The 14907-nt window shown below is 38.1% G+C and carries 15 protein-coding genes; 12 read left to right on the top strand and 3 right to left on the bottom strand.

The features are described from left to right. Positions 1-297: 297 nt before the first annotated feature. On the bottom strand, positions 298-1023 hold the full coding sequence (locus tag K9B36_RS13090) for a tryptophan-rich sensory protein (RefSeq protein WP_223702635.1): 726 nt from the start codon (positions 1021-1023) through the stop codon (positions 298-300). Between the two features lie 181 nt (positions 1024-1204). Here K9B36_RS13090 and K9B36_RS13085 point away from each other — a divergent pair, with 181 nt between their 5' ends. From K9B36_RS13085 to K9B36_RS13050, 8 genes are all read left to right on the top strand, one after another. Further along, the gene (locus K9B36_RS13085) at positions 1205-2533 is read left to right on the top strand and encodes a polysaccharide biosynthesis protein (RefSeq protein ID WP_223702634.1); all 1329 of its coding nucleotides are present in this window, start codon (positions 1205-1207) and stop codon (positions 2531-2533) included. Between the two features lie 278 nt (positions 2534-2811). Continuing rightward, positions 2812-3660, top strand: a complete 849-nt coding sequence (locus K9B36_RS13080; RefSeq protein WP_223702632.1) for a YitT family protein — start codon at positions 2812-2814, stop codon at positions 3658-3660. A gap of 172 nt (positions 3661-3832) precedes the next feature. Next, positions 3833-4924, top strand: a complete 1092-nt coding sequence (locus K9B36_RS13075; RefSeq protein ID WP_223702631.1) for a nitric oxide synthase oxygenase — start codon at positions 3833-3835, stop codon at positions 4922-4924. Between the two features lie 191 nt (positions 4925-5115). Next, entirely contained in the window at positions 5116-5835 is a 720-nt protein-coding gene (locus K9B36_RS13070) for a YebC/PmpR family DNA-binding transcriptional regulator (RefSeq protein ID WP_223702630.1), read from the top strand. 309 nt (positions 5836-6144) lie between these two features. Further along, positions 6145-6579, top strand: a complete 435-nt coding sequence (aac(6'), locus tag K9B36_RS13065; protein ID WP_223702629.1) for an aminoglycoside 6'-N-acetyltransferase — start codon at positions 6145-6147, stop codon at positions 6577-6579. A gap of 224 nt (positions 6580-6803) precedes the next feature. After that, complete coding sequence (locus K9B36_RS13060) at positions 6804-8258, top strand: spore germination protein (protein ID WP_223702628.1); 1455 nt, start codon at positions 6804-6806, stop codon at positions 8256-8258. A 92-nt stretch (positions 8259-8350) separates the two neighbouring features. Continuing rightward, entirely contained in the window at positions 8351-8902 is a 552-nt protein-coding gene (locus K9B36_RS13055; RefSeq protein ID WP_223702627.1) for a hypothetical protein, read from the top strand. 160 nt (positions 8903-9062) lie between these two features. Continuing rightward, the gene (locus tag K9B36_RS13050) at positions 9063-9638 is read left to right on the top strand and encodes a DUF4256 domain-containing protein (RefSeq protein ID WP_223702626.1); all 576 of its coding nucleotides are present in this window, start codon (positions 9063-9065) and stop codon (positions 9636-9638) included. Between the two features lie 195 nt (positions 9639-9833). Here the strand turns inward: K9B36_RS13050 and mreBH are convergent, their stop codons facing one another. After that, the gene (mreBH, locus tag K9B36_RS13045) at positions 9834-10841 is read right to left on the bottom strand and encodes a rod-share determining protein MreBH (protein WP_223702624.1); all 1008 of its coding nucleotides are present in this window, start codon (positions 10839-10841) and stop codon (positions 9834-9836) included. Positions 10842-11052: 211 nt separating this feature from the next. On the opposite strand from mreBH, the gene K9B36_RS13040 reads away from it, so the two are divergent. The 3 genes from K9B36_RS13040 (at position 11053) to K9B36_RS13030 (ending at position 12874) form a co-directional block, all read left to right on the top strand. Next, positions 11053-11637 (top strand): hypothetical protein, encoded by a 585-nt coding sequence (locus K9B36_RS13040; protein ID WP_223702622.1) that lies wholly within the window; start codon positions 11053-11055, stop codon positions 11635-11637. Positions 11638-11909: 272 nt separating this feature from the next. Beyond that, positions 11910-12227, top strand: coding sequence for a hypothetical protein (locus tag K9B36_RS13035; protein WP_223702620.1), 318 nt, complete (start codon positions 11910-11912; stop codon positions 12225-12227). A gap of 200 nt (positions 12228-12427) precedes the next feature. Beyond that, positions 12428-12874 (top strand): NUDIX domain-containing protein, encoded by a 447-nt coding sequence (locus K9B36_RS13030; RefSeq protein WP_223702618.1) that lies wholly within the window; start codon positions 12428-12430, stop codon positions 12872-12874. Positions 12875-13043: 169 nt separating this feature from the next. On the opposite strand, the gene K9B36_RS13025 is transcribed toward K9B36_RS13030, so the two are convergent. Next, entirely contained in the window at positions 13044-14339 is a 1296-nt protein-coding gene (locus K9B36_RS13025) for an NCS2 family permease (protein ID WP_223702617.1), read from the bottom strand. Positions 14340-14534: 195 nt separating this feature from the next. Between K9B36_RS13025 and K9B36_RS13020 the strand changes: the two genes are divergently transcribed. Further along, positions 14535-14903: a DnaJ family domain-containing protein gene (locus K9B36_RS13020; protein WP_223702616.1), complete on the top strand. Its 369-nt coding sequence runs from the start codon at positions 14535-14537 to the stop codon at positions 14901-14903. The last annotated feature ends 4 nt before the right edge of the window (positions 14904-14907 follow it).

The following is a 14907-nucleotide window of genomic DNA, read 5'->3' as shown; positions in this document are numbered from 1 at the left end:
CGTACTTTTAGTTTTATATAGTCCCAGCGGTTGATTGGAGTGCAAGACGGAGACTCCTTGAAAATGCGAGCATTTTCTGCGTGCGATGTATCGCTACCGAAGCCTTCCTTGTCCTGCGGGAAGAGTAGGTTATGTGAGACCCCGCAGGCAAAGCCGAGGAGGCTCACGGGCTACCCGCGGAAAGCGGAGTCTTGCACGGAAATCAATAGCGTTATTTAGAGCTACCACTGAAAGTGTGCGTCTTTTTTTTAGTTTTTTAATTTTGTCCTAGGTTCCATAAAAAACTATATCAAACTTCTACTTTTTCGCTCGTCCCCTTACCAATACTGTCATAATCAAAATGACTGCCGCCAGACTATACGCCACATAGGAAACATAACTGTACTCTTCCATGTTTCGGACGCCGATACCGATAAAGGCCCACACGAAGACTAGCGGGAATACTCGATCTCGGTTGGCTAGATTAAACCAGATAGCTAGAAGTGTGGCAACCACCAGCATAATAATCGTCCAGGTTATATCTGATAATCCAAAGCCGTCCCACCCCAAATCAACGAGAACATAGCTGATATTGGCGATGGTTGCAACACTGACCCAGCCAAGATAAATGGAAAAAGGCAACCGGTCAAAAAAGCCAGGATCCGATATTTCCACTTTTTTGTAAAGCGCAATTAGAGTAAGCAATAGACCAAGCATTACGGCTACTGTCACGACAAAATATTCATAATGCCATAAGATTAACCATGCACTATTCAAAAGACAGCTTAGAATAAATAAGGTGCTTGTATCTTGATAGATTGGTAGATTCCTGCGGCTTTTTGGGAACTGGCGGATAATCCATACACCTAATAATAAGTAAATAAGACTCCAAATGGAGAAAACATAGCCTGCAGGTGTAAACAGGACATTCAATCGATTTGATATTTCACCGGCTGTCTGACCGTTAAAAGGCAACGCGTTGGAAAGAATGTTTACTGTGACAACTAATAAAAAAGCAACTACATTCAGCCATAATCTCTTCATTTTCCTTCTCCTTTCTCTCTTTTATTTAAATACTATTCCACTTAAGATGGGGCGATAACCATTTTAATGTGTGGATTTTATTTAGTTTGTCTACATGTCATTGGCAATTTTCATGAACTTGTCTCATAAGATGGATAATGGGTCTTTTGGTCAGCCTTTTCCATTAGAGAGGAGAACAATCATGAATAAGTTTTTTAAAGCGACACTATTACTAGCTATTGCTGCTTTCTTAGGAGAAAGCTTAGAATTTATTGTAAATATGGTATTGGCGAAACAGCTAGGAGAAGCGGGGATGGGACTTTATATGTCGGTGCTTCCTGTTATCTTTCTCGTAGTGGTGATTGCAAGCCTAGAGCTTCCCATTTCTATTTCAAAATTTGTGGCTGCAAAAGAAGAAAAATATCATAAAAGCATGCTAATTCATGCGACAAGGCTTACGATTATTTTTACCGTTGCAGTAACTTTTTTAGCTGCCCTAATCGTGCCATTGATTCCAGTATTCGAACATTATCATCCTTTAGTTAAATGGCTTATCCTATTGATGATTCCTATTATCTCGTTCTCTTCCATCGCTAGAGGATATTTTATGGGACTTCAACATATGGGTAAAATCGCCATTTCTAACTTTCTGCGTAAAGCCGTTCAGTTAGTATTACTTGTTCTGGTCTATCATTTTTTCAACTTTTCAATTGAATTAGCAATTCTAATCGCTATTTGTACACTCGTTCTAACGGAACTGATTGTTTGCTTGTATTTACTTTATGCCTACATGCTTCAATATAAACAACTGAAAAAGCAGCCAAGCACAGCCATGAAAGCGAGAGTAGTGAGGAAGAACCTATTGGAAGTTTCGATCCCAACAACGGGCATGAGAATCTTCCATGCCATTACACATGCAATCCAGCCCTTTCTAATCAAGATCGCCCTGCTCCAGGCGGGATTGAGTGAAACAATCGCACTTGAAGAATTCGGATTATTGGCCGGCGTGGCATTAACGATTGGCTTTTTTCCTGGTTTTATCGCACATTCCTTGTTGATTGTGTTGATCCCTACCGTATCCGCAGCACATGCTGATCATGACTATGCAAAGCTTCGCAGACTTCTGCAACAGGTAATTGCTCTAACCTTTTTATATGGAATACCGGTGGTGATGGTCTTTTACCACTTTGCAGTACCATTAACCAATATATTTTATGAGTACTCAAAGGCATCTATCTACTTGCAACTTTTATGGCCGTACTTTTTATTTCATTTATTTGTCATTCCGCTACAGGCTTATATGATTGGTCTTGGACTAATTAAGGATGCTTTTCTTCACTCCATCTGGTCTACCATTGTCTCGTTTATTCTGATATTTATCCTCGGTTCCATGGAAAGTCTTCGTATGAGTGGAGTGATCCTAGGGATGAATACAGGAATCGTCCTGCTCACCTTGATGCACTATTTAACAGTTTGTCATAAAATCAATGTCACGCTATGGCTAAAACAAACGAAACCTCTTAGGCACTAAAGGATTGAATGCTATAGTATTAGAAGTATTTTTGCAAAAAAGCAATTTTTAAACAAACGTTTGATTGAAGAACAATAAAAATCCTTTTATATCAAGGAAAGAAGGGCCTTCTAAAAAATCAACTTTTTAAAAAGTTTTGCTGCAAACATTCTTTTCTGTAGATCTAAGTAAAATTAAACCGTTTTCAATTGTGCAACTTCTTTTTAAGGTGTTTACATAAACGAGTTAGGTCTTTATACTTCCTCTAGACGTAGAAATAATAGAGGGAGGGTGAGCATTTGAATAAAAATCTTAAAACTTTCCTGTTTTTGCATATTGGTCCTCTTTTTGTTGCCATACATGTTCATTTCTTCTTATCTCCCAATAGCTTGGCTACTGGAGGAGTAAGTGGACTTTCCATAATTTTAAATGATGTGGTACCAAACCTTTCTATCGGGGTTTGGATGCTTATAGTCAATCTGGTTTTATTTGTAATCGGTTTTTTATTGCTAGGCTTTGCTTTTGGAGCAAAAACTATTTATGCAAGTGTCATGTTATCGGTGATGGTCTGGCTATTAGAATGGCTATTTCCATTATCAGGACCACTCAGTGAAGATATTCTTATACAGTTAATTATTGGTCAATGTATCGCGGCTCTCGGGATTGCACTAGTATTTAATCAGCGTGCATCTACAGGCGGAACAGATATTATTGCACTAATTTTAAATAAATACCTTTCCATTGATATGGGAAGGGGAGTACTATTGGCGGATATTCTTATTGCACTGTCTTCCATTCTGGTTTTTGGCCCTGAGGTAGGAATGTATGCGGTATTTGGGGTGATTTTAAATGGCTTGGTCATTGATTACACCTTGCAGCAGGTAAACGAAATGCGTGAAGTGGTGATTATCAGCAGTGAAAGCGAATTGATTCGATCGTATATTGTAGGTGAACTTAAGCAAGGTGCGACCATTCATTTTGCAAAAGGTGCATTCACATCTGACGAGAAGGAAGTCATAACGACCATCTTAAATAAGAAGGACTTTATACGACTGAAGAAATATATTAGTGCAACAGATAAGCAGGCGTTCATCACTGTTCATAATATGCGTGAAATATTAGGCCAGAACTACACACAACTGGCATGATTTAGACAAGCGAACTCTTTATTGGAGAGCGCTTGTTTTTTTATGGTTTTAGTAGATTTTGTTTAATACTTCCATAGCAGTTAGTCACGTCCAGCAGGCTGCGCTTCAATATTTTTAATACAACCCAAAAGAGTATACAATAGAAAAAATAGAGCAAATAGAGGTGGATAATTTGTCAGAATACAAGGAGACTCTTCTCGTTAAGGCTGAAGAGTTTATTAGGCAGTGTTACTCAGAATTGGAAAAAGAGGAAGCTACAATAAATGAAAGACTTCAAGCAATTAAAGATGATATAGCCGCTTTTGGTACCTATGAGCATACATTTGAAGAGTTATCTCATGGAGCGAAAATGGCTTGGCGCAACAGCAATCGTTGTATCGGAAGGCTATTCTGGAATGCCTTGCATGTAATCGATAAACGCCATCTTCAAGCAGAAGAGGATATCGCTCAAGCATTAACTGAGCATATTGTATTTGCAACGAACAATGGAAAAATCAAACCTACGCTCACTATTTTTCGTCAGCAAAAAGGACCAGATCAGCAGATACGTATTTGGAACCACCAACTGATTCGATATGCAGGATATGAAACAGAGTATGGTGTGATTGGTGATCCGGCCTCAGTATCTTTAACAAAAGTGTGCGAGAGTCTTGGATGGGAAGGGGAACGCACGCAGTTTGATGTGTTACCGTTAGTAATCCAAGTTGATGAGGCAAAGCCTAAGGTGTATTCCTTTGCAAAAGAGCATGTGTTAGAGGTACCGCTTTATCACCCCGAGATGGAGAGGTTCCGTGAATTAGACCTTAAATGGTATGCAACTCCACTTATTTCCGATATGCGGTTGGAAATCGGGGGAATTAATTATACGGCTGCTCCATTCAATGGATGGTATATGGAAACCGAGATTGGTGCTCGGAATCTTGCAGATCGTAACCGGTATAACATGATTCCTAAAGTAGCGGAAATCATGGGGCTTAACACAAGTTCTAATACGTCGCTTTGGCAGGATAAGGCGCTTATAGAATTAAATATTGCTGTTTTATCATCGTATAAAGAAAAGGGCGTAAGCATAGTGGACCACCACACGGCAGCCATGCAATTTCAACACTTTGAACAACGAGAGGAAGAAAGCTGCCGTCATGTAACTGGTGAATGGGCTTGGCTGATTCCACCCTTATCACCCGCTGCTACCCATATTTTTCACCATTCTTATGAAGATAAAATAAACACACCAAACTATTTTTATCAGGAAAGATTATATTAAGAGATGGGAAAAAATTAGAAAGATTGGGACTCGTAAGACTCTATAAGGTTAAGGTATAATGGATGAGGAGAAGCATGTAAATTTTATTATGCTAAAAATAGATACAAGTCAATAACGCATGAGAAACAGGCATGAATTAAATCATTAGTACCTTACCTGCGTACATAAAAAGTAGAAAGAGAGTGAAATATATGGGTCGTAAGTGGAACAATATTAAAGAGAAAAAAGCGGCAAAGGATGCCAATACAAGTCGTGTTTATTCTAAGTTTGCCCTTGAAATTTATGTAGCTGCTAAACAAGGCGAACCTGATCCAGAATCAAACATGGCCTTGAAATTTGTGCTGGAACGTGCAAAAACCTATAATGTACCAAAAAATATTATTGACCGTGCGATTGAAAAAGCAAAAGGCGGCGGCGAGGAAAGCTATGATGAGCTCCGTTACGAAGGCTTTGGACCGAATGGCTCGATGATCATTGTTGACGCTCTGACCAATAATGTGAACCGTACCGCATCAGAGGTACGTGCTGCTTTTGGGAAAAATGGCGGCAATATGGGTGTCAGTGGTTCGGTAGCATATATGTTTGATGCAACGGCTGTTTTTGGTATCGAAGGAAAAACAGAAGATGAAGTTATGGAACTATTAATGGAAGCAGACCTCGATGCACGTGACATTTTTGAAGAAGATGAGGCAGTCATTATCTATGCAGAGCCTGATCAATTTCATGCAGTCCAAGCAGCATTAAAAGAAGCAGGAATTACTGAATTCTCTGTAGCAGAACTAACGATGCTTGCGCAAAACGAGATGGAAATCCCAGAAGAAGACCAAGCACAATTCGAGAAATTGATTGATGCACTAGAAGACTTAGAGGATGTGCAGCGAGTCTACCATAATGTAGATTTAGGTGAATGAAAATACCTAAATTCATTTAAAGTTAACGAGAAAAAACAAGACGATCTCGTCTTGTTTTTTTTATAAGTTTTGTTAAAGATGAGTGTGATGATTGGAGCAAAGGGCGGAGGCTCCAGCACCGCCCCGTGGAACACGTAGCCTTTTGCGGAAACAACAGGGGCGTTTAACAGTGCCTCTTTATAAGTGACATATTTTAGTTGCTTTGAAAAATGGTCATTTAATGGAGGAGGAATCACAAGGGAAATGGAATACATGAGATAGTAAAAGAAAAAACTTTCGAAAATTTTAATTTAGAGTGGAGGTTTCTGTATGCTAAAAGAGGCGACATTATCTGACATAAATGAAGCTGCGCACCTTGCTTTACTGCTTTGGCCAGGTCAAAGTTTAGAGGAATTTATAAAGGAAATAACGAATCTTATTATACAGCATGATGCAACGATTATGTTAGCTTATCATAACACTGAAGCAATTGGGTTTGCACAATGCCAACTGCGTTATGATTATGTGGAAGGGACAAGTTCAAGCCCGGTAGGATATCTAGAAGGACTTTACGTAAAAGAAGCCTTTCGAAAGCAAGGATATGCTAAAAAACTAGTTAATGCTTGTGAGATTTGGGCTAAGAAAAAAGGTTGTCACGAGTTTGCTAGTGACTGTGAATTAGAAAATGAAGTAAGCTTAGCCTTGCATTATAAATTGGGATTTAGTGAAGCAAATCGTATTATTTGTTTTAACAAGATGTTATAAGATGAATGAAAATCGAGGTATTGTCAATTAAGTTAAACCTAGGGATGGCTACTATTAGAGGGACAAGTCCACTCGTTTTGGAAGGAATACTATACCAATCTTAAGTTAGCTGGCATAGGGTGGGTAAATACTTTACACACAATTACATGTCCATAAAATGTCTATTTCATTTATTAATGGGCAAACCTAATGGAATGGTAAAAATTGTGTAAGGTGGATAGAAAATGAGTGAGCCAATACATACAAGCCTTGAAAAAAATATCACACATCTAAAAGATTCCTTTTATAGTGCGTCAGATCTTTCAGTAAGGAAATTGCGGATACCTACAGAAGATCCCTTTAATGTGTATCTGGTATACATAGAAGGGATAGCTAATACGGATAAAATAGAGATGAATATAATTGACCCTCTTTTAGAGTCGGCTAAGGAAATTGAGTTAAGTGCCTCCTATATAGAGGACGTTTCACAAAAAGTTATTAAAGTGGCAGGAATTAAGATAGCAGGTACATTTGCTGAATTAACGGACGCTATTTTAGACGGAAATACTGTTATCTTGATAGAAGGCTATAATAAAGGAATCATTGCCAAGACGGCTGATTTGAAAGAGAGAAGTTTAGAACAAGTAACAAGTGAGCGTTCACCAAGAGGTGGGTTAGTAGGGTTAACAGAAAAACTTGATACGAATATAAGCTTATTGCGTGGTATGTTAAAGACCTCTAATTTCTGTATAGACTCAATGGATATAGGATCAATCTCAAAAACCCCCATAGCGATACTGTACATAAAAGGGATCGTTGATCAAGATGTGTTAGCTGAAGTTCGACAACGTATAAATAAATTGAAAGTTAATTATGTACTAGAAGCAAAACTGATTGAAGAAGCCATGGAGGATAAAGCGAAGACAATTCTTTTTACAATGTCTGAGACTACAGAGCGTCCTGATGTTATAAATTCTTCATTATATGAAGGAAAGGTAGTAGTGCTAGTAGATGGGAATCCATTTGGAATCATATTGCCAGGTTTGTTTGTTTCAGCACTTCAAGCCCCAGATGAATATTATCAAAAACTTGGACGAATATCAATTCGTCTTGTTAGACTTATTAGCTTTATTATGACGATTTATATTCCAAGCATATATGTAGTTATAGCAAAATATTATGTAGATGATTTACCAACTAATGTAGCAGAGACATTATTTAAAGGTGATGAATTGCTTCCACCATTTTGGTCGATGATTATTCTATTTTTTTTATTAGTTGTTTTGACCGATGCAATCTTTAGAATTCCACAGAGTGGGATCATTCTTGTATCATTATTAGCTACAATCGCAATTGGTGAAACAGCTGTTACAGCCAAACTAATACACCCAGTAACCCTTATATTAGTTGCAATTACATATTTGACAAGTCTTTTACTTGCCAATAAACAAATGGCAGCTCCAACCAATACACTGCGAACAGTATTTTTAATCATTGGGAATTTATTTAGTCTTCCAGGTATGATAATAGGAACAACCTTATTGGTTGTTTACATGGTTACCCTTCGTTCCGTTGGAGTTCCATACTTATCACCAATAATCCCCTTTCGCATTGAAGAATTTAAAGACACGTTTATTAGAAGTAAATTAGAGAAAATAAACAACAGTAAACACAGCTTTCCTACTATTAAAAATAAATAGTGATTATAACGCCTGTTGAATTAAAGTGATAGCCGAGAACAATCTTTAAAATAAATGTAAGTTTTTACTCATTTCCAAATGAGGGGATGGCTATGAATAAAAAGTTCGAAATAAAAATTCTAAAACAATTTTGGTTAGGTCCTCCAGAAGGTGATTTATGTTCTCATGGAGAAATATTGCTTCGTATTGGTGATACAGTCTTATCAAATGAAGAAGATGGGGAATGGAATATAAGCGAGTCTGCTCTTTCCTTATTACGGTCTGTAAAAGAGAACTTTCCATGTAGAGAGAGCCCAAAATATTATCCTGAAGAGATTAAAGAAGAGAACTATTTAATATTTCACTGTGGATGCTTTACGTCATTTTGTCCATCAAATATAGGCTGGAAGGTAAGGCATACAGAAAGGGTTGTTGAGTTATTAGATTTTAAGAAAAATGATGGTGAAATTGATTTTTCAATGTTGATAGTCAAAATTCCTTTATCGGAATATGCAAAAGAGATATATAACTTTGCAATCGATGCAAAGGAGTTTTTTTTAGGTAATGATAAGAGAACGGAAAATAACGAACTATATGAGGGGCAATACCACCAGTTTTGGAAGGAATACGAGGAGCTTTTAGAATATGTAGGGAAAATAGAGTGAATAGATTTTATAATAAAACTTAGTAAGATTACTCATTACTCTAACAAACGATACATTGGTATCAAGCGAAGGGTTTGAGGGGAAGTAATTCAGAATAATAGATGTTCTTGATAGCTATGCATTAATATTTTCGAGTAACAAACGGGGAGGAAGTTGGACAATGAAAAATAAAGTTAGCAACAAAAATGAACTTTCACTAGAACAAAGTGAAGAATTACTTAGAGTATTGAAAGAACGTTTTGAGAAGAACATGCATCGTCACGAAGGGATAAAATGGGCTGAAGTCCAAGCTAAACTTGAAGATAATACAGAAAAAATGTGGTCACTCAATGAAATGGAAATAACCGGTGGTGAACCGGATGTGGTTGGCTTTGATAATGAAAAGGGAGAATACATGTTTTGTGATTGTTCAGCGGAAAGTCCTAAAGGTCGCAGAAGTGTGTGCTACGACCGGGAGGCATTGGAATCAAGAAAAAAATATAAACCTGAAAATAATGTGATCGATATGGCAGCTTCTATGGGCATAGAACTATTGAGTGAAGAACAATATCGAGCGTTGCAGCAACTTGAAAATTTCGAAAAAAAAACATCCAGTTGGGTTCAAACACCCAATGATATCCGAAAGCTCGGCGGTGCACTATTTTGCGATTATCGGTTTGGTCATGTCTTTTTGTATCATAATGGAGCAGACTCCTATTATGGATCTAGAGGTTTTCGCGGCTCGTTATTGGTGTGACTCCTTTGAGGATTACTTAAGGGTATGGTTTCTTATGGAACAAGTCCTGGTATCCAGCTTCGGAAAGTTAAATTTTACACGGAGAATGGGGTTAAAGAACTTTTAAAAGACTCTTCTGGTCAAGAATATTACTCCGAAAAATAAGCCCGTAAAAAATCTAATTTCGACTTTTTACGGGCTATCAGTATTAGTTTTTTAAAGTGCTGCTTTTTGCAGCTTATGGATAACGCTTAGGGATTTTCCTGTTCCAATTGCAACAGATTCTAGTGGGTTAGGTGCAAGATATACAGGTACGAAAATCTCATTGCTGAGCCATCCTTGGATACCATTAAGCAATGCTCCACCGCCTGTGACAATGACCCCTCTATCCACGATGTCTCCACTTAGTTCGGGAGGGCAGTTTTCTAATGTAGCTCGAATTGCTTCTAAAATGTGTAATAGGGATTCTCTCATTGATTTTTGAATCTCAGTTGAATGTAGTTCGATCGTTTTAGGTAAGCCTGTTACAAGGTCGCGGCCGCGAATTTCAATAGAAAGTTCCTCGTGTTCTACTAATGCATAGCCGATTTCAATTTTAATCTGTTCTGCTGTTCTTTCCCCGATAAGGAGATTATAGTTCTTACGGACATAATGGACGATATCCTCATCGAATTGGTCGCCGCCGACACGTATAGAATTACAGGACACAACCCCACCATACGAAATAATGGCAACTTCTGTAGTGCCTCCACCAATATCAACGATTACATTTGCGATAGGCTCGTCTACAGGAAGGTCCGCACCAATTGCGGCTGCTAGAGGCTCTTCAATTAAATGAACATGCTTCGCTCCGCAGTTTTTGACAGCATCTTGAATGGCTCTGCGCTCTACCGATGTAGATCCAGATGGCGTACAAACAACCACGCTTGGCTTTCGAATAGAGAAGCCCATCGCTTTTCCTGCTTGCTTCATGATCTGTTTTAACATACTTGTCGTAATTTCAAAATCTGCAATAACGCCATCTTTTAAAGGTCGAACAGCAACGATTCTTCCTGGAGTTTTACCAATCATTTTTTTTGCTTCCGTACCGACAGCGAGCACTTCTTTCGTATCTAAATCGATCGCTACAACGGACGGTTCATTGAACACGATACCTTTACTTTTACTGTACACCAGCGTATTCGCTGTACCTAAGTCAATTCCAATTTCAGTTGTTGAAAACATAGTCACTTCACCCAATCATTCTTTTAGTTTAGGTCTCGTATATACGTTCATAGAAATTTGTCGTTTTGTGGGGGTGAAATCAATAGAATAATATGGTAATAATATTTATGTAAATTTAGCGGCCATATTAAGAAGACCTTTTCATAAATAAGTGGTAAATATAGTAATTATATGGTATATTCGAGTAAAAAATCAGTGGGGATTCATGTCTATGCTATTTAAAAGAAATAAAGTGGAAGAGCCATTTTTCGAGATAGAGGAAGAGGATGACTCCTTTTCGATTGATAAAATAGTTACTTACTTTTTAATCGCTTGTACGATTGTGATCACAGTACTAACCTTCTTTGTGTTTTATGATGGAATTTCGGTTCAAAAGGAACAAGAAATAAGTAAATATATTTCTAATGCAGACGAACTATTAAAAGAATCCCAACAACTTGTTGAACCTTTGTCACTTTTTGCAAAAGGAGAGAGTAATAGTTATTCAATGGAAGATGCAGCGCTTCACTCCTTACGGCAAACAATATCAGCTGGACAAGCACTAGATGCCCCTAAGGAATTTTTAAAACACCGGGAAACCGTAAATGCCCTTATCGTCGAACGCTATGCTGCTACGTACACGTATTCACTTGGAGAAAGATCAAGAGGTGTGGTAGAAGAGAATTTCAAAAAGATTGAAGACCTTAAGACGTTGGAGAATACTACTTTAATCTCAGCACTTGAAGAGGCCGGTTTGAACTACAAAGTTGCAGAGGATGGAAATATTCGGATTTTCTATAAATCTTACAAAAAGTAGCGCACAGAGCTTTAATAGATTCTGTGGGCTTTTTATGTTAAATCCTGCTGTGATATTTAGGACAAAAGCATGTCTGCATCAAGTGATATGATTTGTTGTTTCGGCCTAGAAAAAGAGGGGTAAATGTATTATATAGACCAAGGAGGCGATTGGAATGAAAAGGCTGTTTAAGAGAATGTTTATTGCAGTGTTGCCTATTTTAATTAAAAAAGGATTTGAATATTTTAAACAAAAGAAAAAAACACCTCGTACACAATAGGAGGGAAAAGCTTATGGAGAAGCGGTTATATTACGTAACATTGGATACCGGTGAAATACATCGAGAGCCATTTGATGATCAAGTGAATTATTATGAAATAATGGCTACTGAGAAAGAGATTATGGAGATTGAACATATGTTTGGAAATCTCCATGACTCCGAATACAGCCCTGAACCCTTGATGAAGCCATGGAGCGAAAGTAGAGGGCAAGAGCGTCGTAATCTTCAGCAGTCCCTAGTAGATCGTATTTTTACATCTATCTATGAATTAGGAACAGATCAGACAAAAGAGGATATAAAAACGATGAATGGCTTAAATCAGCGTCTATAATGGGCGCTGTTTTTTTCTGTAGAAGAGTAGGTTCAATCAATAAAACTAGTGTTTTTAGTAGCTTCTAACTATCAATAAGAACATATTGGAATATTTCATCGGGAAAAAGACCTATTTATCTAAAATAAAAAGGGTTTCCATTGAAAGTACAGGTTGTCCGCGTTAGACTAATGAAAAAATGAATTGTTAGGAGTATTCCTATGAATAAACAGAAACAGATTAGTATGTACCCTGCGGTAGCAGTGATTATTTTTGATAATCAAAAGAGAATACTCTTACAAAAAAGAGCCGATGTGGGACTATGGTCCATTCCAGCAGGACACGTACAGCCTGGAGAAACCGTCGAGCAAGCAGCCATACGGGAAGTTTACCAGGATACAGGTTTGCATATAGAGCCACAAAAGCTTATCGGTATCTACTCTGATCCTGAATCGCAAACCTTTGAATATCCTGATGGAAGATTGGTCCAATTTGTGACCTCTTATTTTCAAGCGGAAATTATTGGCGGTACTACTGCAACCAAGAACAAGGAAATGGTTGAACTAGAATACTTTGCTCCAAACAGACTTCCACATGACTTGCTACCGATGCATCCCAGATGGCTGGTTGATGCTTTCTCTGAACAAAGAGAGGCGTTTATCCGCTAAAAGGGTTAGTAGCCAAGGCAAGGGGCAGAAAATCAAGATTCATTGAGTCCTCAACTTATTGGTGAAAAACATATTACCATTTATAACCAAAAAGGGCCAGACCCTCGGCAGTACTACATTCAGTAGTAAATTCCTGCCGGGGTCTGGCCCCTAATTCAAATAAATACCATCAATGTACATTTGTGAGGAAGGTTAGGAAGAATAGGGCCGCGATGATGTAAAGCGGCGCTGAGACTTCTTTTGCTTTGCCTAGTGCTAGTTTGATTAGCGGATAGGCGATGAATCCGAATGCAATTCCGTCTGCAATACTGTAAGAGAATGGAATCATTACAATTACAAGAAATGCAGGGAAACCTTCTGATAGATCTTGGAAGTCGATTTGTTTTACGCTTTGCAACATCAGTACCCCAATAATAATCAGGATTGGTGCAATCGCGCTTCCAGGAATAATCTTAATGAAAGGAATCGCAAAAATCGAAAGCAAAAATAAGCTTCCTGTCACAATTGCTGTCACGCCAGTTCTTCCTCCAGCAGCAATTCCGGCAGCACTTTCTACTGTGGATACAGTAGGACTAGTGCCAAAAATTCCACTAGTTAAAATGGAGATTCCGTTTGCTTGAAAGGAACGCTTGAACTTTTCTGGACGATTAATCATACTTAGATGCCCATTTATCAGCCCGATGTTCTCAAATAACAAGACCATCGTTAAAGAGAAGACAGCTACTAAAAACGTAAACTCTCCAATCTTTGCAAATGAAACGGCACCAAATAAGGAAGCATAGCTTTCCATTGGTAATGCATTTCCGCCAACATCGGAAAAGCTTACCACACCTAAAGCTGCGGCGATACCTGTACCAACGACCATACTAATCAAAAAGTTGGCAGGTACATTTCGCATAAATAAAACTGCTGCTAGAATAATAGACAGAATGGTTGCTAGTACATAAGGACTTGTCACATCACCAAGTGCTAACAGTGAGTTCTCACCCTTAATAACTAAGCCACCCTTTTCAAGTCCGATTAAGGTTAAAAATAAACCTAAACCAACAGTTATCGCATGCTTTAGAGAGTTTGGAATTGCTTCAAGCAGTAATTGTGCTAGTTTTGTGAAGGAAATAATGGACACAATCACACCAGCAACTACCACCACGCCCAACGCTTCTTGCCAAGTTAAACCCATCGAATGAACCAATGTATAGGTAAACATCGCATTGATGCCCATACCTGGAACAAGGATAATTGGAGCATTAGCCCAGAATCCCATTAACCAACATCCTACAACACATGTAAAAATGGTGGCTATAATTGCGGCTTCGATAGGAATGCCAGCTTCTGCAAGAATCGTTGCATTGACAGCAATAATGTACACAATGGTAAAGAAAGATATCATACCGGCCGTTAACTCACGCTTTAACGTCGTTTCATGACCAGGTAAATCGAATGACGACTTAAACCATTGAAGCATTATAAAACACCTTATTCAGTTTCCCTCTCCCACCCGGTCTCAGAGGACCCACAAACTAGTATTATAATCCTCTAATACAAAAACAACAATAGTAAATAAATATCATTATATTTCCGAATGTTCAGAAAAAGTTCATAAACCAATAAGTTGAGTTCGGGTATACTAAAAATAACGCAGAGAAAAAGGGTGATAACAGTGGACTTTTTTCGATTAACGGATGAAAAAATAAAAAAAGCATACGAAGACGGTGAATTTGAAAATTTACCAGGGTATGGGAAGCGTCTTGAATTAGAAGATCTTTCAAGTGTTCCGCCCGAAATGAGAATGGCCTATAAAATGATGAAAAATGCTGGCATGATGGAAGAACAACAAGTGCGAAGCGAGATCGAGTACTTGGAAGATTTGATTAAAGGTGCACACGACGACCTAGAAGAAGAGCGTTTAACAAGAAGACTCAATGAAAAGCTGATACGTTTTAATCAATTGATGGATAAAAAAAAGAAAGAAAACAATTCGGCGGTGTTCAAAACCTATCAAAGTAAAATGTTAAATCGATTTGAGTAAAAGT

This window comes from Sutcliffiella deserti, assembly GCF_020037475.1.
GTDB classification, from domain to species: domain Bacteria; phylum Bacillota; class Bacilli; order Bacillales; family Bacillaceae_I; genus Sutcliffiella_A; species Sutcliffiella_A deserti.
This window is presented reverse-complemented; position numbering and strand designations above follow the sequence as displayed.